The following is a 20983-nucleotide window of genomic DNA, read 5'->3' on the forward strand; positions in this document are numbered from 1 at the left end:
AAAAGCCATTCGCGTATTTAACCTTATCTGAACCCTGTAAAACCCGACAGCAATTTTCGACAATAGCGTCATCAACCAGGAGGTGAATGATGCGTGACTTACATAAAGGCGTCTGGCAAATGAGCCTGGCGATGTTAATTTCCGGCTCGATTGGCGCGTTTGTTTTACTCTCCGGACTGCCAGTGTCAGACGTGGTTTTCTGGCGCTGTCTGATCGGCGCAATCGCACTGTTCATTTTCATTCGGATGAGCCAAAAACCCTTTAGTCCCCTCACCCGTACCTCTCTGCTGCTGGCTATTCTCGGCGGGGTAGCATTAGTGGTGAACTGGCTGCTGCTGTTTGCTGCCTATGAACGTATTTCGATTGGCCTTTCCACTGTGGTCTATAACACTCAGCCCTTTATGCTAGTGATGATGGGTATGTTATTAGGCGAACGCGTCAGTCTGGTCAAATGGGGCTGGCTGTTTCTTGCCTTCGGCGGGGTGGTAATTTTGCTCTCAGGCGAACTGTCCGGTTCCCATGGCTCAGCCTGGCTCGCGGGGATCGGTCTGGCACTGGGTGCGGCGTTCTTCTATGCGTTGACGGCGATTATTGCCCGCAAACTGAAATCCATCGCGCCACAGCATATAGCGTTTATTCAGGTGCTGACAGGCGTGGTAATGCTACTGCCGTTTGCCCGTATGCCCGCTTTGTCCGCTGATTTTCCGTGGCCAACTTTACTGACGCTGGGCATTGTCCATACCGGTATCATGTATCAGCTGCTGTATAGCGCCATCCAAAAACTTCCGACGCCCATTACCGGTTCACTGTCCTTTATCTATCCGGTAGTAGCCATCGTTGTCGATAACGTGGTCTTCGGGCATTCGCTGGATATTACCCAACTGGCGGGCGGCGCGCTGATCCTGTTTGCTGCGGCAGGAAATAATCTGGGCTGGGGCGAAAAAAAACCCCGCGAATGCGGGGTTAGTATCAAAACGACAAATTAGCGACGGGCACGCACAATCTGGTATTTGCGCGTCAGGTACTCCACCGGCGCGCTCCAGATGTGCACCAGACGAGAGAACGGGAACAGCACAAACAGGGTCATACCCAACACCAGGTGCAGGCGGAAGATAAACGCCACCCCATCCAGATGTTCAGATGCGCCTCCGTGGAAGGTCACTACGGACTGCGCCCATCCCACCAGCTTCATCATTTCGCTACCGTCCATATGCTGCGCCGAGAATGGAATGGTCAGCAGACCCAGTGCGCACTGAACCATCAGCAGAGAGAGGATCAGGATATCCGCCGTGGTAGTGGTAGCCCGCACGCGCGGACTGAACAGACGGCGTTTCAGCAGCAGCAGACCACCCACCAGGGTCATCACGCCGCAAGCGCCACCGGCGATCATCGCCATCTTCTGCTTCACTTCGATAGGCAGCCACGCTTCATACATCCAGTGTGGCGTCAGCATTCCCAGGAAGTGACCGGCAAAAATCCCCAGAATACCGATGTGGAACAGGTTAGACGCAACGTGCATCCCTTTACGATCCAGCATCTGGCTGGAGGCAGCACGCCAGGTGTACTGGCCATAGTCATAACGCAGCCAGCTTCCCACCAGGAACACGGTGCCCGCGATATACGGGTAAATGTCAAAGAAGAACATATTCAGGAAGTGCATTAGTGCCGTCCTCCGTTAGAGATATTCAAATATTGCGGGGCAACCGCGCCGGCAAAACGACGCTGGTGAGCCGAAATTTCAGATTCGCCGCAGCTCTGGTCAGCAAAGAATTTCACCTGCTCTTCTTCCCAGACTGCATCCAGCGCCTGCGGCGTGTCGTCGCGGGCTTCGTCCGCAATTTTCTCCGCCACTTTTTCACTGTCGACCGAGGCATTCGCCAGCTTCACCAGCACTCCGAACAGCGCCGCATAGCGGCTCTCGCGCTGCTGAAGACGGGCGCTGAGCAACGCCAGAATCGGCGCGATGTCCTGCAGACCACCCAGCGCTTCTTCTTTTGGCAACTGCGCCAGATACTCCAGGTACAGCGGAAGATGATCCGGCAGCTCGCGGCTATCGAGCTGCAGGCCGTGCTGCTCGTACTGGGCCATCAGGTCCACCATCGCCTGCCCCCGATCGCGGGATTCCCCGTGAACGTGTTCAAACAGCAGCAGCGAGGTTGCGCGACCGCGATCAAACAGCTGGCTGTAATCCGCCTGCGCATCGAGAAGATCGCGCGCTAACAGGTCGCGGAGGAAAACGCCCAGTGTCTGGGCATCTTCTTTATCCAGGTTTTCAGAGGACGCGAGCGCATCAAAGAGTTCCTGCTGATGCTGCGCCAGCGCAGCATCCGGGTACTCCAGCAGACGCGAAACAATCACGAGTTCAATCATGGGTGCGGCTCCGTTTTGCTGGTCACATCCATGGCGTCGATGCGGCGGCTGTTGAAAAGGTTGAATTTGCTGTCAGACCCGTGGCAACCGTCGCCAAAGCTAAAGCCACAACCGTTTTTCTCCGGGAAGGCTTCGCGGGCCAGTTCACGGTGGCTGCTTGGTACCACGAAACGATCTTCATAGTTGGCAATGGCCAGGTAGCGGTACATCTCCTGGGCCTGCGCTTCGGTCAGGCCGACCTCTTCCAGCGCACGGGTGTCGGTCACGCCGTCCACGGTTTCCGCACGTTTGAAGTGGCGCATCGCCAGCATACGTTTCAGCGCCAGCAGTACCGGCTGGGTATCGCCTGCGGTCAGCAGGTTTGCCAGGTACTGAACCGGGATACGCAGGCTCTCCACGTCCGGCAGAATGCCGTTGCTGCCCAGCTCGCCTGCATCCGCGGCTGACTGAATCGGCGACAGAGGCGGTACGTACCAGACCATCGGCAGCGTGCGGTATTCTGGGTGCAGCGGCAGGGCCAGCTTCCAGTCCATCGCCATTTTGTATACCGGAGACTGCTGCGCCGCGTCGATTACGCTCTGCGGAATGCCGTCTTTCAGCGCCTGCTCAATCACTTTCGGATCGTTCGGGTCAAGGAACACGTCCAACTGACGCTGGTACAGATCTTTCTCGTTCTCGGTGCTCGCGGCATTTTCAATCGCGTCCGCGTCATACAGCAGCACGCCGAGGTAACGAATACGGCCTACGCAGCTCTCAGAGCAGACGGTCGGCATACCGGCTTCGATACGTGGGTAGCAGAAGATACACTTCTCTGACTTACCGCTCTTCCAGTTGAAGTAGATTTTTTTGTACGGGCAGCCGGTGATGCACATACGCCAGCCGCGGCACTTGTCCTGGTCGATCAGCACGATGCCGTCTTCTTCACGCTTGTAGATGGCGCCGCTCGGGCAGGTCGCCACGCACGCCGGGTTGAGGCAGTGCTCACACAGACGCGGCAGGTACATCATGAAGGTGTTTTCAAACTGGCCGTACATCGCCTTCTGCATGTTCGCGAAGTTCTGGTCTTTGGCGCGCTTTTCGAACTCGCCGCCCAGAATTTCTTCCCAGTTTGGACCGCTGGTAATTTTGTCCATGCGCTGACCGGTGATCAGGGAGCGAGGACGGGCGATCGGCTGGTGCTTACTTTCCGGCGCGTTATGCAGGTTCTGGTAGTCGTAGTCAAACGGTTCGTAATAATCTTCGATACCCGGCAGATGCGGGTTGGCGAAGATTTTACCCAGCAGCATCGCACGGTTACCCATGCGCGGCTGCAGCTTACCGTTGATTTTACGGATCCAGCCGCCCTTCCACTTCTCCTGGTTTTCCCAGTCGGTCGGGAAGCCGGTGCCCGGCTTGCTTTCCACGTTGTTGAACCAGGCGTATTCCATCCCTTCACGGCTGGTCCAGACGTTCTTACAGGTGACTGAGCAGGTATGACAGCCGATGCATTTATCCAGATTCAGCACCATGCCGACTTGTGAACGAATTTTCATTTTACGCTCTCCTGTACCTGGTCATTACCTTCGCCATCTAACCAGTTAATATTTTTCATCTTACGTACCACCACAAACTCATCGCGGTTAGAACCTACCGTACCGTAGTAGTTAAAGCCGTAGGCCAGCTGTGCATAGCCACCGATCATGTGGGTCGGCTTCGGCGTAATACGGGTCACGGAGTTGTGAATACCGCCGCGCTGCTCGGTGATCTCTGAACCCGGCAGGTTCACGATACGTTCCTGCGCGTGGTACATCATGGTCATCCCGGCCGGTACACGCTGGCTCACCACCGCACGCGCCGTCAGGGCGCCGTTGCTGTTGAACACTTCGATCCAGTCGTTATCTTCAATACCCAGATCTTTGGCGTCCGCTTCACTCATCCACACAATCGGACCACCGCGGGACAAGGTCAGCATCAGCAGGTTGTCGCTATAAGTTGAGTGGATCCCCCACTTCTGGTGCGGCGTCAGGAAGTTGAGCGCCTTCTCCGGGTTGCCGTTCGATTTCGCGCCCATCACCGCTTTCACGGAGCGGGTGTCGATTGGTGGACGGTAAACCAGCAGGCTTTCACCGAAGTCACGCATCCACTGGTGATCCTGATACAGCGACTGACGACCGGACAGAGTACGCCATGGGATCAGCTCGTGAACGTTGGTATACCCGGCGTTATAAGAGACATGTTCATCTTCCAGGCCAGACCAGGTCGGGCTGGAGATAATTTTACGCGGCTGCGCCTGAATATCGCGGAAGCGGATTTTTTCGTCTTCTTTGTTGAGCGCCAGATGCGTGTGGTCGCGACCGGTGAATTCACTCAGCGCTTTCCAGGCCTTCACGGCAACCTGGCCGTTGGTTTCCGGTGCCAGGGTCAGGATCATTTCTGCCGCATCAATCGCCGTATTCAGCATTGGCTGGCCTTTGGCCGGGCCGTCCGCTTTGGTGTAATTGAGCTTGCGCAGCAGATCCATTTCGCTCTGGGTGTTCCAGGCAATCCCTTTCCCGCCGTTGCCGATTTTCTCCATCAGCGGGCCGATAGAGGTAAAGCGCTCGTAGGTCGCCGGGTAGTCACGTTCCACCGGAATAATGTGCGGCGCCGTTACGCCCGGGATCAGGTCGCACTCGCCTTTTTTCCAGTCCTTCACGTCCAGCGGCTGCGCCAGTTCTGCGGCGGAGTCGTGCTGGATAGGCAGCGTCACCACGTCGGTCTCTTTGCCCAGGTGCCCTACGCAGACTTCAGAGAATTTCTTCGCGATGTCTTTGTAGATATCCCAGTCGCTTTTTGATTCCCACGCCGGGTCAACGGCCGCAGACAGCGGATGAATAAACGGATGCATATCCGAGGTATTCATGTCGTCTTTTTCGTACCAGGTAGCGGTAGGCAGCACGATATCGGAGTACAGGCAGGTGCTGGAGAGACGGAAGTCGAGAGTCACCACCAGATCCAGCTTGCCGTCGAGACCGTTGTCTTTCCACTCCACCTCTTCCGGCTTCACGCCGCCCTGCTTGCCGAGATCTGTACCCTGGATACCGTTTTCGGTACCGAGCAGGTATTTCAGCATGTACTCGTGGCCTTTACCGGACGAGCCCAGCAGGTTGGAACGCCAGATGAACAGGTTACGCGGATGGTTTTTACCGTTTTCCGGCTGCTCGGCCGCAAAACGAATTGAACCGTCTTTCAGAGACTTAACGGTGTAATCCACCGGCGACATCCCTGCCTGCTTCGCCTCTTCCGCAATACGCAGCGGGTTAGTGCCCAGTTGAGGCGCGGACGGCAACCAGCCCATGCGTTCAGCGCGGACGTTAAAGTCGATCAGATGACCGCTGTAGCGGGATTTATCTGCCATCGGCGACAGCAGTTCCTGCGCGGTAACCGTCTCGTAGCGCCACTGGCTGGAGTGGTTATAGAAGTAGGAAGTGCTGTTCATATGACGCGCCGGACGCTGCCAGTCAAGGGCAAACGCCAGCGGCTGCCAGCCAGTCTGCGGACGCAGTTTTTCCTGGCCCACGTAGTGCGCCCAGCCGCCACCGCTCTGACCGACACAGCCGCAGAAGATCAGCATGTTGATCAGGCCACGGTAGTTCATATCGAGGTGATACCAGTGGTTCAGACCGGCACCGACGATAATCATTGAACGACCGTGGGTTTTGTCAGCGTTTTCTGCGAACTCACGGGCGATACGGGTGATCTGCGCACGCGGTACGCCGGTGATCTGCTCCGCCCAGGCTGGGGTGTACGCCTTCACATCGTCATAGCTGGTCGCGCAGTTTTCATCGTTCAGACCGCGCTCCAGACCGTAGTTGGCCAGCGTCAGGTCATACACGGTGGTCACCAGGGCGCTAGAGCCGTCTGCCAGCTGCAGGCGTTTCACCGGCAGTTTGTGCATCAGGACGTTCTGTAGCTCGACCTTGTTGAAGTGCTCAGAACCTTCGCCGCCAAAGTACGGGAAGCCCACTTCTGCGATCTCATCCTGGCTGCCCAGCATGCTCAGGCGCAGCTCGGTCTCTTCGCCGGTTGTACCGTTACGTTGTTCAAGGTTCCATTTGCCCTTCTCACCCCAGCGGAAGCCGATTGAACCGTTTGGCACCACCAGCTCACCGTTGCTGTTATACGCGACGGTTTTCCACTCAGGGTTGTTTTCCTGGCCCAGCGCGTCCACCAGATCCGCCGCACGCAGCGTACGGCCTGCTGCGTAGTAGCCGTCACGCTCTTCCAGCATCACCAGCATTGGCATGTCGGTATAACGACGCACGTAATCGGTGAAGTACTGGCTTGGTTTATCGAGGTGGAATTCACGCAGCATGACGTGGCCCATCGCCAGCGCCATCGCGGAGTCAGTACCCTGTTTAGGCGCCAGCCACAGGTCACACAGCTTGGCAATTTCGGCGTAGTCCGGGGTCACCGCAACGGTTTTGGTGCCTTTGTAACGCACTTCAGTAAAGAAGTGTGCATCCGGGGTACGGGTCTGCGGTACGTTTGAGCCCCAGGCGATAATGTAGCTTGAGTTATACCAGTCGGCGGACTCCGGCACATCGGTCTGTTCACCCCAGGTCTGTGGAGACGCTGGTGGCAGGTCGCAGTACCAGTCGTAGAAGCTCAGACAGGTTCCCCCAATCAGGGAAAGATAGCGCGCGCCAGAAGCGTAAGAGACCATCGACATCGCCGGGATCGGCGAGAAGCCTGCCACGCGGTCAGGACCGTAAGTTTTGACGGTATAGACGTTAGAGGCGGCAATCAGCTCATTCACCTCTTTCCAGGAGGAGCGAACAAAACCACCGCGGCCACGCGCCTGCTTGAAGCTTTTCGCTTTGTCGGCGTCTTCGATGATGGATGCCCACGCCTCTACCGGATCGCTGTGCTGCACCTTGGCTTCACGCCATATTTTCATCAGGCGCTTGCGCATCAGAGGATATTTAAGACGGTTCGCACTGTAGAGATACCAGGAGTAGCTGGCACCACGCGGGCAGCCACGTGGTTCATGGTTCGGCATATCCGGGCGGGTGCGCGGATAGTCGGTCTGCTGCATTTCCCAGGTCACCAGACCGTTTTTAACGAAAATCTTCCAGCTACACGAGCCCGTGCAGTTTACACCGTGGGTTGAACGGACGACTTTGTCATGCTGCCAGCGCTGGCGGTAACCGTCTTCCCAGTCCCGGTTGGTATCCAGAACCTGGCCGTGCCCATCGGCAAAAGTTTCACCCTTCTGTTTGAAGTAGCGAAACCGGTCCAAAAATTTGCTCATCGGGTATCTCCTGTGTGGAGCCTGTGGCTCTCTAAATCGACATTGCTGATTTGCAGCGAAGGTAACGTCCTGTAAGAGAGGGAGAATTGATAACGATCAAGACGGAGGGGGACTATGAAGTGAGGTGTTATAACGAATACCACCAAAGCGGTAGAATTTTTATTTTTATATCCCAATGATTTTAAAGGGTATTTTTTATTTATCGTACAATAAGCCCGCCTGTTTTTAACATCTCGGGTATTAAGGGGTAGGCTCGGCTGAAAAGCGATGGCGATCACAGAGTTACCTGCGGGAGGGGCTTTAAAAAAGTCATGAGTATGTTGTAACTACTGAGGAAACAAAAAAACGCGACCCAAAGGTCGCGTAAACGGATAATCAAACTTACTTATTTTTCTTGGAATTACGGCCATATACCAGCCACGTGATGGCGACACAGGCGATATAGAAAACAAGGAATACTTTCATTGCTCCTGCCGGGGAGCCGGTCAGGTCCAGAGAGATCCCGAACGCTTTTGGAATAAAGAAGCCACCGATAGCGCCAATCGCGGAGATAAAGCCCAGCGCTGCCGCCGTATCCGTTGCCGCTTCGCGCATGGCCTGCTCTTCGCTACCGCCCTGCGCTTTCACGCGGTCCATGGTCAGCTTACGGAAGATGACGGAGATCATCTGGAAGGTAGAAGCACTTCCCAGCCCGGCCGTCAGGAACAGCACCATAAACACGCCGAAGAAGGCGATGAAGTTACCCCCCTGCCCGTCGGCTGGCAGGGTCAGGAACAGCAGCGCACAGAAGACCGCCATCACAACGAAGTTAATCAGCGTCACGCGGGTCCCGCCCAGACGGTCAGAGACCATGCCGCCCAGCGAACGCGCCAGCGCGCCAATAAACGGTCCAAAGAAGGCGAACTGCAGAATTTGCACCTCCGGGAACTGGGTTTTCGACAGCATGGCAAAGCCCGCAGAGAAACCAATGAACGAGCCGAAGGTCGCCAGATAGAGCAGCGCCATCACCCACAGGTGGCCGCGCTTCAGCACCGGCAACTGCTCGCTCAGGGATGCCTTCGATGCAGACAGGTCATTCATAAAGAACCAGGCCGCAAGGGTAAAGACCACCAGGAACGGTACCCAGATCCAGGCCGCGTTTTGCAGATAGAGGGAAGAGCCATCTGCCTGCGTCACACCACCGCCGCCAAACGCCGCGAAGATAGAGACGGAGATCGCCAGCGGTGCAATCAGCTGCATTACGCTGACGCCCATGTTACCCAGGCCGCCGTTAATCCCCAGCGCACCGCCCTGCTTCGCTTTCGGGAAGAAGAAGCTGATGTTTGCCATGCTGGACGCGAAGTTTGCGCCCGCAAAGCCGCAGAGCAGAGAGATGATCACGAACACGCTAAATGGCGTGGAGGTGTCCTGCACAGCAAAACCGAGCCACACGCAAGGCACGATCATGATACCGGTACTGAACGCCGTCCAGCGACGGCCGCCAAAAACCGGCACCATGAACGCGTAAGGCACGCGCAGCAAGGCTCCCGACAGCGACGGCAGCGCGGTCAGCATAAACAACTGATCGGTGGTAAAGGTAAATCCGACCTTAGGCAGGTTCACCGCTACCGCGCTGAACAACATCCAGACGCAAAACGCTAACAATAAACATGGAACGGAAATCCACAGATTTCGGCTTGCGACACGGTGGCCGCGCTGCTGCCAGAACGCCGGATCTTCCGGACGCCAGTCAGTTATAACGGCACCATTTTCCCTTTCGGGAGCGGATGTGTGACTCATAGACACCTCTGATTCTCGAATGATGCTGCAAACATTAGGGTTTTAGGGCGGCGGTAAGTTGATATAAATCAAAGGAAAAGTGGGAGGATTTGCGGCGAAAAAAAAGCCATCATCCTTAGTGAGTAGAGTAAAACGGTAAAAAAGACGTGGTTTTTCACAGGACTGACGTCTCGCTGTCCATTCCTCCCCCTGAGCCTTACCCCATTGGCAATTTAGAGGTAATCCTTTATTGGTATGGGTATACTCCAGGGTATGCACCAGAATAACGCCATTCCTGCAAGCAGGCCACGTCAGGAGCCCGGCAACTCTATGTTAAAAAGATGTTTATCTCCGCTAACACTCGTCAATCAGGTCGCCCTGATCGTTTTGCTGTCTACCGCCATCGGCGTGACCGGCATGGCGATTTCCGGCTGGCTGGTACAGGGTGTACAGGGTAATGCCCATGCCATCAACGAGGCAGGCTCACTACGCATGCAGAGTTATCGTCTACTGGCATCGGTGCCGTTAACCCAGGACGATCAGAAGCTGCTGGACGATATGGAACATACCGCTTTCAGCACCGAACTGGAAAGTGCCGCGATTCGTGCCGGTCAGGAATCCCAGCTTAAAGCCCTTCAGGGCTACTGGCACACTCAGCTGGAGCCGGGGTTAAAGCAGGCGAAAAATCCTGATACCGTTGCCCGTAATGTCGCCGGGTTCGTTTCCCGCATTGATACCCTGGTCTCCTCTTTCGATCAAACCACCGAATTACGCATCGACCGGGTGGTGATGATCCACCGGGCGATGGCGCTGTTTATGGGGCTGCTGCTGATTTTCACCATTGTCTGGCTGCGCGCCCGGCTGCTGAATCCCTGGAAGCAACTGCTGGCGATGGCCCGCGCGGTGACTGCCCGGGATTTTACCCAGCGCACCCACATCAGCGGACGTAACGAAATGGCGATGCTGGGCCAGGCGCTCAACACCATGTCAGATGAACTCGCCGAGAGTTATGCAGTACTGGAAAAACGCGTACAGGAGAAAACCGCGGGGCTGGAGCAGAAAAACGAGATCCTCTCGTTCCTGTGGCAGGCTAATCGCCGCCTGCATATGCAGGTGCCGCTGTGCGAACGTCTCTCCCCGGTCCTGAATGGCCTGCAGAATCTGACCCTGCTGCACGATCTGGAGCTTCGGGTGTACGACATGGAAGATGAAGAAAATCACCAGGAGTTTACCTGTCAGTCAGACATGACCTGCGATGACAAAGGCTGCCACCTGTGCCCACGCGGCTTACCGCCGCTGACCACCAGCGGCACGACGCTAAAATGGCGGCTGACAGACAGCCACACCCAGTACGGTATTCTGCTGGCGACCCTGCCCGCCGGGCGTCATCTGAGCCACGACCAGCAGCAACTGGTGGATACGCTGGTTGAACAGCTGACGGCCACGCTGGCCCTAGACCGCCATCAGGAGAAGCAGCAGCAGCTGATCGTGATGGAAGAGCGCGCCACCATCGCCCGCGAACTCCACGACTCTATCGCCCAGTCGCTCTCCTGTATGAAAATGCAGGTCAGCTGTCTGCAAATGCAGGCCGCAGAAATGCCGGAAAGCAACAAAGCGCTGCTGAGCCAGATCCGCAACGAGCTGAACACCTCCTGGGTACAGCTTCGCGAACTGCTGACCACCTTCCGCCTGCAGCTCACCGAGCCCGGCCTGCGCCCGGCGCTGGAAGCAAGCTGCCAGGAATTTAGCGCCCGACTGGGGTTCCCGGTGAAGCTCGATTACCAGTTACCGCCTCGTTTTGTGCCTTCGCATCAGGCCATTCATTTACTGCAGATCGCCCGCGAAGCGCTGAGCAACGTGCTAAAACACGCTGACGCGACGGCGGTCACCGTTACCGTTAGCCAGCACGATAATCAGGTGAAGCTCACGGTTCATGACAACGGCCGCGGCGTGCCGGAAAATGCCGAACGGACAAACCATTACGGTTTAATTATCATGCGAGACCGCGCCCAAAGCCTGCGCGGTGATTGTCAGGTTCGTCGGCGAGAAACAGGTGGCACAGAAGTGGTTGTCACCTTTATCCCCGAAAAACCCCTCACAACTATCCAGGGAGAAACCCATGACTAATCAGGAACCGGCATCCATCCTGTTGATTGACGACCATCCGATGCTGCGTACTGGCGTAAAACAGCTGGTCAGCATGGCACCTGATATCACCGTCGTTGGCGAAGCCAGCAACGGTGAACAGGGCATTGAACTTGCCGAATCGCTTGATCCTGATTTGATCCTGCTCGATCTGAACATGCCAGGCATGAACGGTCTGGAGACGCTCGATAAGCTGCGTGAAAAATCGCTGTCGGGACGCGTGGTGGTCTTTAGCGTCTCAAACCATGAAGAAGATGTCGTCACGGCGTTAAAACGCGGTGCAGACGGCTACCTGCTGAAAGACATGGAGCCGGAAGATCTGCTCAAGGCCCTGCAACAGGCTGCGGCAGGCGAAATGGTACTGAGCGAGGCGTTAACCCCGGTGCTGGCCGCCAGCCTGCGGGCAAACCGCGCCACCTCCGACCGCGACGTCAGCCAGTTAACCCCGCGCGAGCGCGATATTCTGAAGCTGATTGCCCAGGGTCTGCCGAACAAAATGATCGCCCGTCGTCTGGATATCACCGAGAGCACGGTCAAGGTGCATGTGAAACATATGCTGAAGAAGATGAAGTTAAAATCCCGCGTTGAAGCCGCCGTGTGGGTGCATCAGGAACGCATTTTCTGAGGATTACTCATCCGGGAGTAACTTCCAGCGCGGGTCGTCGTCAGGTAACGCGACAAGCGGCTGAACCACGGTAAGCGTGATCTCATTGGATGAGACGCGCTGTCCTTTTTCATCTTCAACCACCGCCGACAGGTGCCAGCGGTTCTTCGCCCCGTCACTGTCATCCCAGGCAGGCATAATCACACTCCAGCCATCGCTGCTGTGCGTGTTGGCCGGTGCGGTCAGGCTCAGTGCCTGGGTATCGCCCTGCCAGTGGATCTGCCGAATACCGTGAGTGCTGCGTACCTGAAGCTTGAGCATCACGGTCTCGCCCCCTTTCAGATCCCACGGCGGGGTCGCCAGCCAGACGGAGAGCGTTTTGCGCTGGCGGAACTCCATTACCGGCAGATTATCCCGCTCCGGTGAATCATAGCGACTGCCGCGCAGGGAGCGCGTGGCGGCAACTTCGCTGGCAGAAAGCTGCTTGGCAAGGGGCACGCCGAAGCGGTAGTTGAGCTTAAGCCCGAGGTTGTTCTGACTCGCACCGCTCTCGCCCTGCTTATGCGCCGCCGTCAGGGTGACCAGCGGAACAGGCGTATAGTTAAGCCCCAGGTTGACCGCCACCGGGTTGTGATAGCCGGTTCCACTGTTGAACAGGTCAACGTTGTCACCAAAGTACTGCTCGAAGCTGACGCTGGTGTTGAAATGATGAAACCACGGCAGCCAGGCTTTAGCGGTCACGTCATAGCCACGCGCCATGCGCTGCTCCTGCACGTCCGAACTCTCGCGCCAGCTGGCCAGCGGTTGATAGTAATTGGCAGACAGACGCAGATTCTCGCCCCACGCCTCCGCGCCTAACCCGGCACGCTGCAGGTTTTCATCAAGCAGGTTATCGTAAAAGGTGTTGTAGCCGAGCAGCCATTTTCCGGCAACCCAGCGCTGACCGATGCCGGCATTGCTCACCAGGCCGTCACTCTGCTGCGTCAGCCCCAGCTGGCTCCAGCTCAGGTAACGGTTGTTATCATTCCAGGGGATGAACCAGCTCCCGCTGCTGCCGTTAAAGTTCCCCTCGTCATCCACCAGTAAATTGACGCTGGCGTTGCCCCAGGGCGAGAGCAAGGACTCAATCTGCTGATTCACCTCGCCGCTCACCGCGTCCCGCACCTTACCAAACGCGAACTGACGCGCCTGCTCGCCGGTGGTGAGGCCGTTATCGGTCATACTGGCTTCGCCAAAGGCTTTTGCCATTTCGGCCAGGTGCTTTTCCCCCTCGTCTGTTGGCGTCGCCATGCCGAGATCGGGCAAACTGTCCCCGTTGTTATCAAAGGGGTTTTCTGCCTGATGCATAAAGGAATTCGGGGCACCGTGAACGGCACCCGCCGTAAGAAGTGGGAGTAATAACAGAAAGCGAATGCGGGACGATACAGCCATCAACGTCGTAAATAAGAACCTGTGTTTATGAGGCAACGCTTTTAATGTTAACGCGATAAGCTGTGAAATGCAGTCTTAGCGCAAATTTCAGGAATATCCTGAACATTATTGTCGCCTTACCCGACACTCTTAGACCATTATCCAAACAGCCCTTTCAGCTCCGGCACGCAGGAGCCGCAGTTGGTGCCACACCGTAGTTTCGCCCCCAGCGCTGCAACGGAATCGCACCCGCCGACAATCGCCTCCCGTATCGCATTTTCCCCGACGCAGTAACAGCTACAGATAATGCGTCCCGGATCGACACTCTCCCCCGTGCCCGCGCCGTTCAGGAGCGCATGCCGCTCCGCAAGCGTCTCTGGAGCCCGACGGAAAGCCTCTTCAATAGTCGCATGCGCCAGCGCTGGCAACGTAGTCCCTTCCCAGAATCCGAGCATCAGCTCGCCGTTATGCCATGCCAGTACGCTGCTGCGCGCATCTGTCCGGGCAAGTTGTAGCTGCCAGCCCTGCTGTTCAGCATACTCTTTCACCCACGGCATCAACGGTTCGTCAGCCGCCACCGTCAGGCGTGATGCTTTGCGCCACCAGTGTACCGAAGGCGGCAGTTCCGGCAGCACACGGGCATACAGCTCTCCCTGCCATTCAGGCTGCCATGGCATGATCCTGACGGCGGTCTGTTTACTCTCCGGCTGGCCGGACTGCGGATCGCAGCGCCCCTCCACCAGCGTATTGACCTTTCCCTGACGGGCAAACTGCGCATTCCAGTGCATAGGCGCGAATACTTCACCCTCCCTTTGTCCATCGTTGATACGTACTTTTGCCACCATCACTCCACGCGGAGAGCTGATCCGTGCCAGTTGCCCGTCGCAAAGGGCGAAACGCGCGGCATCTGCAGCGCAGATCTCAACGCAGGGCTCAGAGATATGCTGCATCAGCCCGGGAACATATCCCGTACGGGTCATGGTATGCCATTGATCGCGGATGCGTCCGGTATTCAGCAGCAACGGATATAACGCATCTGACACCGCGCCGTGCGGACGCGGGTCAACGGGCACCACATTCCGGTGGGGAAAATCGCCCGCCGCCCACTGATAAGGCTCAAGCTGATCCCAGTCCTCACGGGTAAGTCCCGCCAGCGCATGCAGATTAAACGCCCGTGCCCCGTCATTCTCAAACGCCGACAGCGCCGCATGTTCACAAAAAATCTCCTGCGGATGTTCCCAGGCAAAGGCCTCACCATAGCCGAGCTGTTTCGCCACCTGGGCAACAATCCACCAGTCCGGTTTTGCCTGGCCCGGGGCAGCCAGAAAGGCGCGCTGGCGCGAAATCCGCCGTTCGGAGTTGGTGACCGTGCCGTTTTTCTCTCCCCAGCCCAGCGCCGGGAAACGAATATGGGCGTAGCGGCTGGTGTCAGTCTCCTGCATCACCTCAGAGACAATGACCAGCGGACAGTTCGCCAGCGCCTGGCATACCGCGTGACTGTCCGGCAGCGAGACGGCCGGATTGGTGCCCATGACCCATACCGCCTTTACCTCACCGCGGGCAATGGCGTCAAACAGCTCAACGGCCATCAGGCCCGGCGTTTGCGCCAGCCGTTCTGTTCCCCAGAAGCGCGCCACCCGCGAGAGATCGTCCGGCTCAAAGCTCATGTGCGCCGCCAGTTGATTCGCGAGGCCACCCACTTCCCGTCCCCCCATCGCGTTTGGCTGGCCGGTCAGCGAAAACGGCCCGCAGCCCTGACGGGCAAATTTCCCGCTCGCAAGATGGACGTTAATGATGGCGTTGCACTTGTCGCTGCCGCTGGAAGACTGGTTGATCCCCATGGTGTAGAGCGTAATGGCACGCGGCGCCGTGAGGAACCAGTCGTAAAACGTGGCAATCTCCTGTGCATCAAGACCACAAAACCCGGCCACGCGGGCAATCGGCCAGTCGTCGGTACCCTGGATCAGATTGAGCAAACCGACAAACAGCCCGGCGTCACTGCCGGGCGCGAGTGCCAGATGCAGGTCGGCGATATCACAGGTGGCGGTTTTACGCGGATCGATCACCACCACTTTCATTTGCGGATTGTTTTGCCGCGCCTGAACCAGCCGCTGATAAAGCACCGGATGCGTCCATGCCGCGTTTGAACCCACCAGCACCACCAGATCGCTGTTCTCCACGTCCTCATAGCTGCACGGCACCACATCTTCGCCAAATGCGCGCTTATAGCCTGCTACCGCCGACGACATGCAGAGCCGCGAGTTGGTATCGATGTTCGCCGCGCCGATAAACCCTTTCATCAGCTTATTGGCAGCGTAGTAATCCTCGGTGAGTAGCTGGCCGGAGGCGTAAAACGCCACCGCCTGCGGCCCCCAGGTGTCGATAATCGCCCGCAGCCGCTCGCCGGCCGCGCTTAACGCCTGCGGCCAGTCCACCTCCAGCCCGTCCACCACCGGGTGCAGCAGCCGCCCCTGCAGGCCCGTGGTTTCACCTAACGCCGCGCCTTTGACGCACAGCCGTCCAAAACTGGCGGGATGGCGTTCATCGCCGCGCACCGTGACCTTGTCGCCCTCAACCCGGGCCACCACGCCGCAACCGACGCCGCAGTACGGGCACGTTGTTCGGGTTCCATTCATGATGCCTCCGCACGCACCAGCAACGCGTCGTTCCCCACCCACACCTTGCCGTTTTCGATTTTCACCGGCCAGGCGCGCACCGCAGGCTCACCGTTATCCACCTGGCAGCCGTCGCGCAGGCGAATACGCTGTTTATAGAGCGGCGAGATGACCACCGGCTCACCCGCCGCATCGCCAAGAATACCGCGTGACAGCACGTTCGCATCGCTGCCTGGCTCCTGATCGTCAAGGGCATAGACCGATTTGCCAAAACGAAACAGCGCGATCGGCTTACGCCCCAGCCGGGCGCCGATCCCCGCCTGCTCCGGGATCTCATCCAGACCGCAAATTTCCTGCCAGCGTTTGTTCTCTTCCGTCGCCGGACCGTTCACCGCCGTGCGGAACAGCGCCAGACGGTTCGGATCGTTAAGCGTGGTCTGCCATTCACACTGATACGTTTCCACCACACGGGCCATCTCCTGCTCCAGCTCCTGCGCAATACCGAGGCTATCGTCGAGGATCACCTCCCGCAGATAGTCGAGACCGCCTTCAAGGTTGTCCATCCAGGTGCTGGTCCGCTGCAGGCGATCCGCCGTGCGAATGTAGAACATCAGAAAACGGTCGACGGTACGGATCAGCGTCTCTTCATCCAGATCGCTGGCGAAGAGATCCGCGTGTCGCGGCTTCATGCCGCCGTTGCCGCACAGATAGAGATTCCAGCCTTTGTCCGTGGCGATCACGCCGACATCTTTGCTTTGCGCCTCGGCACACTCGCGGGTACAGCCGGACACCGCCATTTTGATTTTGTGCGGCGCGCGCAGCCCCTTGTAACGGTGCTCCAGTTTGACCGCAAGGCCGGTGGAGTCCTGCACGCCATAGCGGCACCAGGTTGACCCGACGCAGGATTTCACGGTACGCAGGGATTTACCGTACGCATGCCCGGTTTCAAATCCGGCCTCCACCAGCGCCTGCCAGATCTCCGGCAACTGCTCCAGCGTGGCACCAAACAGGTCAATACGCTGGCCGCCGGTGATCTTGCTGTACAGCCCGTAGCGCTTTGCGATCTGCCCGATAGCAATCAGCCCGTCGGCCGTTACTTCCCCGGCGGGCATGCGCGGCACGATGGAGTACGTTCCGTCCTTCTGAATATTGGCAAAGTAGCGGTCGTTGGTGTCCTGCAGCGGGAGATGCGCCGGTTTCAGCAGGTATTCGTTCCAGCAGGAGGCCAGCACTGACCCCACCAGCGGTTTACAGATCTCACAGCCGTGCCCTTGGCCGTAGCGGCTAATCAGCTGGTCGAAGGTACGAATATGGTTGACGCGCACCAGGTGGTATATCTCCTGACGCGAGTACGGGAAGTGCACACAGATATCTTTTTTCACCTCCACGCCCTGCTCAGCCAGCTGGAACTCCATCACCTGTTTCACCAGCGCGCTGCACCCACCGCAGCCGGTCGCCGCTTTGGTGCACTGCTTGATGGTGCCGATCTCCGTCGCACCGGCGCTTACTGCCTGGCAGATATCGCCTTTGCTGACGTTATGACAGGAGCAGATCTGCGCGCTTTCCGGCAGCGCCGCCACCCCCAGCGCTTTTGGCGCGCTACCGGAGAAGGCTGGCAAGATGAGCGTTTCAGGCTCTTTTGGCAGGCTGATTCCGTTAAGCATCATCTGCACCAGCGTGGCGTATTCGCTGGCATCCCCCACCAGCACGCCGCCGAGCAGGGTTTTGTTGTCATGGCTGACGACAATTTTTTTATAGATTTGCTGCGGGCCGTGGGTCCACTGGTAGCTCAATGCCCCCGGCGTACGGCCATGGGCATCCCCAAACGAGGCCACGTCCACGCCCAGCAGCTTAAGTTTGGTGCTCATATCCGCGCCGGTGAAGGATTTCTCCTCACCCGCCAGCGTGGCCGCCGCCACGCGTGCCATCTGGTAACCCGGCGCCACCAGACCGAAGATTTTACCTTCCCACAGCGCACATTCCCCGATGGCGAAGATGTCCTTATCTGAGGTCTGGCAGGCGGTATCAATGCAGATCCCGCCACGCTCGCCGATCGCCAGGCCGCTGCTGCGCGCCAGCGCATCCTGCGGGCGGATCCCGGCAGAGAAGACCACCATATCGGTGTCCAGCTGTTCACCGTCGGCAAAATGCAGGACCAGTCCGTCGTCGGTGGCCGCAATTTCAGTGGTGGCTTTGCTGGTGTGAACCCCGACGCCGAGCGCTTCAATTTTTTTACGCAGCATCGCCGCGCCGTCGTTGTCGAGCTGTACCGCCATCAGGTTGGGGGCGAATTCCACCACGTGGGTTTCAAGCCCCAGCTGTTTGAGGGCGTTGGCCGCCTCCAGCCCGAGCAGGCCACCGCCAATGACCACGCCGCGTCGGGATCCCTTCGCATGCGCGGCAATGTTATCGAGATCGTCCAGCGTACGGTAGACAAAGCAGCCCGGCAGCGTGTTGCCCGGCACCGGCGGCACAAACGGATACGAGCCGGTCGCCAGCACCAGTTTGTCCCAGTGGGTTTCGTGACCGCTGGCGGTACGCACAACGTGCGCGTCGCGATCGATGGCGACAATTTGCTGCGACAAACGCAACTCTATGCCGTGTCTGGCAAAGAAGTCGCCCTCCACCAGCGAGAGGGACTCCGCGCTGCGGCCGCCAAAATACTCTGAGAGATGTACGCGGTCGTAAGCGGCATAACGCTCTTCGCCAAAGACGACAATCTGGTATTGCTGATGCAGATTGCGGTTTACGCAGTCTTCAAGAAAATGGTGGCCGACCATACCGTGCCCAACCACCACCAGAGTAGGTTTTGTCATAGCGTTCTGTCCTGCAACCTGCGGTTGCGTCGTAGTGAATCGATCGAACAGCCAGTCCACGTGTGCGGGCGCAGCCGTTGCCAGTAAATCGGTAAATGTTGCCGCGCTGCGGCAATCTCCCATCAGCAGTACGCCAGCCAGCGCACCGCGATGAATCAGTAAGCGACGGTAGTGACGGGTCAGCGGATCCCACGCGTCCCAGACCGTATCCTCCGGTTGCGCCGTTACGCGCCCGGCGCTGAAGAGCTCCACACCGGTGACCTTCAGGCGCATCCCGCTGTCGGTATGGGCAAAAGGCACAGGGGCGTCCCCTGCCAGCCGGGCGGCGAGAATGTCCGCCTGCGCCAGGCAGGGGGCAACCAGGCCAAACGTCTGACCGTCGATTTCGCAGCACTCCCCAATGGCGCTAATAGCCGGGACGGAGGTCTGCATCTGCTGGTCGACCACAATGCCACGGGCGCAGTGAATACCGCTGGCGCTTGCCAGGGCGATGTTGGGCAGTACGCCGGTAGCCAGCACCACGCGCGCGGCGCTAACCTGGCGTCCGTTGAGCAGCGTCACTGAATCCGGCGCGATTGCCGCGATCCCTGACGACAGCTCGCAGCGCACGCCGCGCTCCGCCAGCGCAGCCTCCAGCAGCAGCCCCGCCTGCCGATCCAGCTGTTGTTCCATCAACCACGGTCCGCGATGCACCAGCGTGACGTTGTCACAACTTTGTGCCAGCGCCGCTGCCGTCTCAACGCCCAGCACGCCACCGCCCAACACCACCGCTGGCCCCGGGATCTGCGCAATGGCTCGCGTATCCTCAAGGCGGCGGAAGGTAAAGACGTGTGGCGCATCGCCCCCGGGGATCGGCGGCACGAACGGTATCGACCCGGTGGCGAAGACCAGTTCATCCCACCCCAGCGTGGTCTGCGCGGTACGGATTTCCCGTTTCGCCACGTCCACAGCGAGCACCATTTGCCCCCTGAGCACCGTGACGCCGCGCTCGCGGTACCAGTCATCGTCCTGCAGGCGGATCTGTTCCGGACGTTTTTCCCCACCCAACACCGGCGAAAGCTGGATGCGGTTGTACGCATGCTCAGGCTCCTCACCCAACACGGTGATCGCGAAGCGGCCAGGCGCACGCCCGGTCAGCGAGGCAATCAGCCGTGTTGCTGCCATTCCATTGCCGATAATGACCAGTCGCATCGTGGTGCCCCCACTACGCCGCTTTGGGCTGTTTTTCATAGAGGAAATGGAGGATCTGCTGGCGCATGTGGTGGTAGCGGCTGTCGTCCGCCAGCTGCACCCGGTTACGCGGACGCGGCAGGTCAACCTCCAGGATTTCGCCGACGGTTGCCGCCGGGCCGTTGGTCATCATCAGCACGCGGTCAGAGAGCAGCACCGCTTCGTCCACGTCGTGGGTGATGAGCACAATGGTGGTGTTGAGCGCCTGCTGGATTTGCATCACCGAATCCTGCAAATGGGCACGCGTCAGGGCATCCAGCGCGCCAAACGGTTCATCCATCAGCAACACTTTCGGCTTCATCGCCAGCGCACGGGCAATGCCCACGCGCTGCTTCATGCCGCCTGAGATCTCCCCCGGGCGTTTATGCAGGGCGTGCCCCATCTGCACGCGATCGAGGTTGTGTTCAATCCACTCACGACGCTCCGCCTTGCTCATGGTGTGGCGGAACACCTGATCGACCGCCAGCGCAACGTTGTCGAAACAAGTCAGCCACGGCAGCAGGGAGTGGTTCTGAAAGACCACCGCACGCTCCGGTCCCGGACCCGCAATTTCACGGTTGTCGCAAATCAGTCCCCCTTCCGTCGGCAGGGTGATCCCGGCGATCAAGTTCAGCAACGTTGATTTGCCGCAGCCGGAGTGGCCTATCAGGCTCACGGTTTCACCTTCGTGGATATCAAACGAGACGTTCTGCAGCGCCAGAAATTCTCCGCTGGCGGTAGAAAAACGCTGGCTTACGGCCTGGACCTGAATGATTGGTTTCAT

Annotated in this window: 12 protein-coding genes; 3 read left to right on the forward strand and 9 right to left on the reverse strand. The window is 58.3% G+C overall.

Annotated features, from left to right (window positions below; translation table 11 throughout):
• The first annotated feature begins 89 nt into the window (after positions 1-89).
• On the forward strand, positions 90-986 hold the full coding sequence (locus tag APU11_RS20185; protein WP_060578710.1) for a DMT family transporter: 897 nt from the start codon (positions 90-92) through the stop codon (positions 984-986).
• On the opposite strand, the gene narI is transcribed toward APU11_RS20185, so the two are convergent.
• From narI to APU11_RS20210, 5 genes are all read right to left on the reverse strand, one after another.
• Complete coding sequence (gene narI / locus APU11_RS20190) at positions 983-1660, reverse strand: respiratory nitrate reductase subunit gamma (protein WP_013096259.1); 678 nt, start codon at positions 1658-1660, stop codon at positions 983-985. The two genes, APU11_RS20185 and narI, sit on opposite strands and share 4 nt — an antisense overlap.
• Positions 1660-2370 carry a nitrate reductase molybdenum cofactor assembly chaperone gene (narJ, locus tag APU11_RS20195; RefSeq protein WP_038419837.1) on the reverse strand — a complete coding sequence of 237 codons (711 nt, stop codon included), beginning with the start codon at positions 2368-2370 and terminating at the stop codon, positions 1660-1662. The genes narI and narJ overlap by 1 nt, the downstream gene beginning before the upstream one ends.
• Positions 2367-3902 (reverse strand): nitrate reductase subunit beta, encoded by a 1536-nt coding sequence (gene narH, locus APU11_RS20200; RefSeq protein ID WP_058650765.1) that lies wholly within the window; start codon positions 3900-3902, stop codon positions 2367-2369. The genes narJ and narH overlap by 4 nt, the downstream gene beginning before the upstream one ends.
• Complete coding sequence (locus APU11_RS20205; protein ID WP_058650766.1) at positions 3899-7642, reverse strand: nitrate reductase subunit alpha; 3744 nt, start codon at positions 7640-7642, stop codon at positions 3899-3901. The genes narH and APU11_RS20205 overlap by 4 nt, the downstream gene beginning before the upstream one ends.
• 381 nt (positions 7643-8023) lie before the next feature.
• On the reverse strand, positions 8024-9421 hold the full coding sequence (locus APU11_RS20210) for a NarK family nitrate/nitrite MFS transporter (protein WP_013096255.1): 1398 nt from the start codon (positions 9419-9421) through the stop codon (positions 8024-8026).
• Positions 9422-9730: 309 nt separating this feature from the next.
• Between APU11_RS20210 and narX the strand changes: the two genes are divergently transcribed.
• Positions 9731-11527 (forward strand): nitrate/nitrite two-component system sensor histidine kinase NarX, encoded by a 1797-nt coding sequence (narX, locus tag APU11_RS20215; RefSeq protein WP_058650767.1) that lies wholly within the window; start codon positions 9731-9733, stop codon positions 11525-11527.
• The gene (narL, locus tag APU11_RS20220) at positions 11520-12170 is read left to right on the forward strand and encodes a two-component system response regulator NarL (protein WP_003856701.1); all 651 of its coding nucleotides are present in this window, start codon (positions 11520-11522) and stop codon (positions 12168-12170) included. The genes narX and narL overlap by 8 nt, the downstream gene beginning before the upstream one ends.
• A 3-nt stretch (positions 12171-12173) precedes the next feature.
• Here the strand turns inward: narL and APU11_RS20225 are convergent, their stop codons facing one another.
• From APU11_RS20225 to APU11_RS20240, 4 genes are all read right to left on the reverse strand, one after another.
• A complete protein-coding gene (locus APU11_RS20225; RefSeq protein ID WP_058650768.1) occupies positions 12174-13580 on the reverse strand; it encodes a YchO/YchP family invasin in 1407 nt (468 codons plus the stop codon).
• A 137-nt stretch (positions 13581-13717) separates the two neighbouring features.
• Entirely contained in the window at positions 13718-16195 is a 2478-nt protein-coding gene (locus APU11_RS20230) for a nitrate reductase (RefSeq protein WP_058650769.1), read from the reverse strand.
• The gene (gene nirB / locus APU11_RS20235) at positions 16192-20181 is read right to left on the reverse strand and encodes a nitrite reductase large subunit NirB (RefSeq protein ID WP_072200474.1); all 3990 of its coding nucleotides are present in this window, start codon (positions 20179-20181) and stop codon (positions 16192-16194) included. Before nirB ends, APU11_RS20230 begins: the two co-directional genes overlap by 4 nt.
• A 13-nt stretch (positions 20182-20194) precedes the next feature.
• Positions 20195-20983, reverse strand: a complete 789-nt coding sequence (locus tag APU11_RS20240; RefSeq protein WP_013096250.1) for an ABC transporter ATP-binding protein — start codon at positions 20981-20983, stop codon at positions 20195-20197.

It is taken from the genome of Enterobacter sp. 50793107, assembly GCF_001463365.1.
Taxonomy (GTDB): Bacteria; Pseudomonadota; Gammaproteobacteria; order Enterobacterales; family Enterobacteriaceae; genus Enterobacter; species Enterobacter cloacae.

Bases quoted from the DNA above. Each gene is read 5' to 3' on its own strand.
- APU11_RS20185 (WP_060578710.1), top strand. From the start codon at position 90: ATGCGTGACTTACATAAAGGCGTCTGGCAAATGAGCCTGGCGATGTTA.
- narL (WP_003856701.1), top strand. From the start codon at position 11,520: ATGACTAATCAGGAACCGGCATCCATCCTGTTGATTGACGACCATCCG.
- narX (WP_058650767.1), top strand. From the start codon at position 9,731: ATGTTAAAAAGATGTTTATCTCCGCTAACACTCGTCAATCAGGTCGCC.
- APU11_RS20205 (WP_058650766.1), bottom strand. From the start codon at position 7,642: ATGAGCAAATTTTTGGACCGGTTTCGCTACTTCAAACAGAAGGGTGAA.
- narJ (WP_038419837.1), bottom strand. From the start codon at position 2,370: ATGATTGAACTCGTGATTGTTTCGCGTCTGCTGGAGTACCCGGATGCT.
- APU11_RS20210 (WP_013096255.1), bottom strand. From the start codon at position 9,421: ATGAGTCACACATCCGCTCCCGAAAGGGAAAATGGTGCCGTTATAACT.
- narH (WP_058650765.1), bottom strand. From the start codon at position 3,902: ATGAAAATTCGTTCACAAGTCGGCATGGTGCTGAATCTGGATAAATGC.
- APU11_RS20230 (WP_058650769.1), bottom strand. From the start codon at position 16,195: ATGAATGGAACCCGAACAACGTGCCCGTACTGCGGCGTCGGTTGCGGC.
- APU11_RS20240 (WP_013096250.1), bottom strand. From the start codon at position 20,983: ATGAAACCAATCATTCAGGTCCAGGCCGTAAGCCAGCGTTTTTCTACC.
- nirB (WP_072200474.1), bottom strand. From the start codon at position 20,181: ATGCGACTGGTCATTATCGGCAATGGAATGGCAGCAACACGGCTGATT.
- narI (WP_013096259.1), bottom strand. From the start codon at position 1,660: ATGCACTTCCTGAATATGTTCTTCTTTGACATTTACCCGTATATCGCG.
- APU11_RS20225 (WP_058650768.1), bottom strand. From the start codon at position 13,580: ATGGCTGTATCGTCCCGCATTCGCTTTCTGTTATTACTCCCACTTCTT.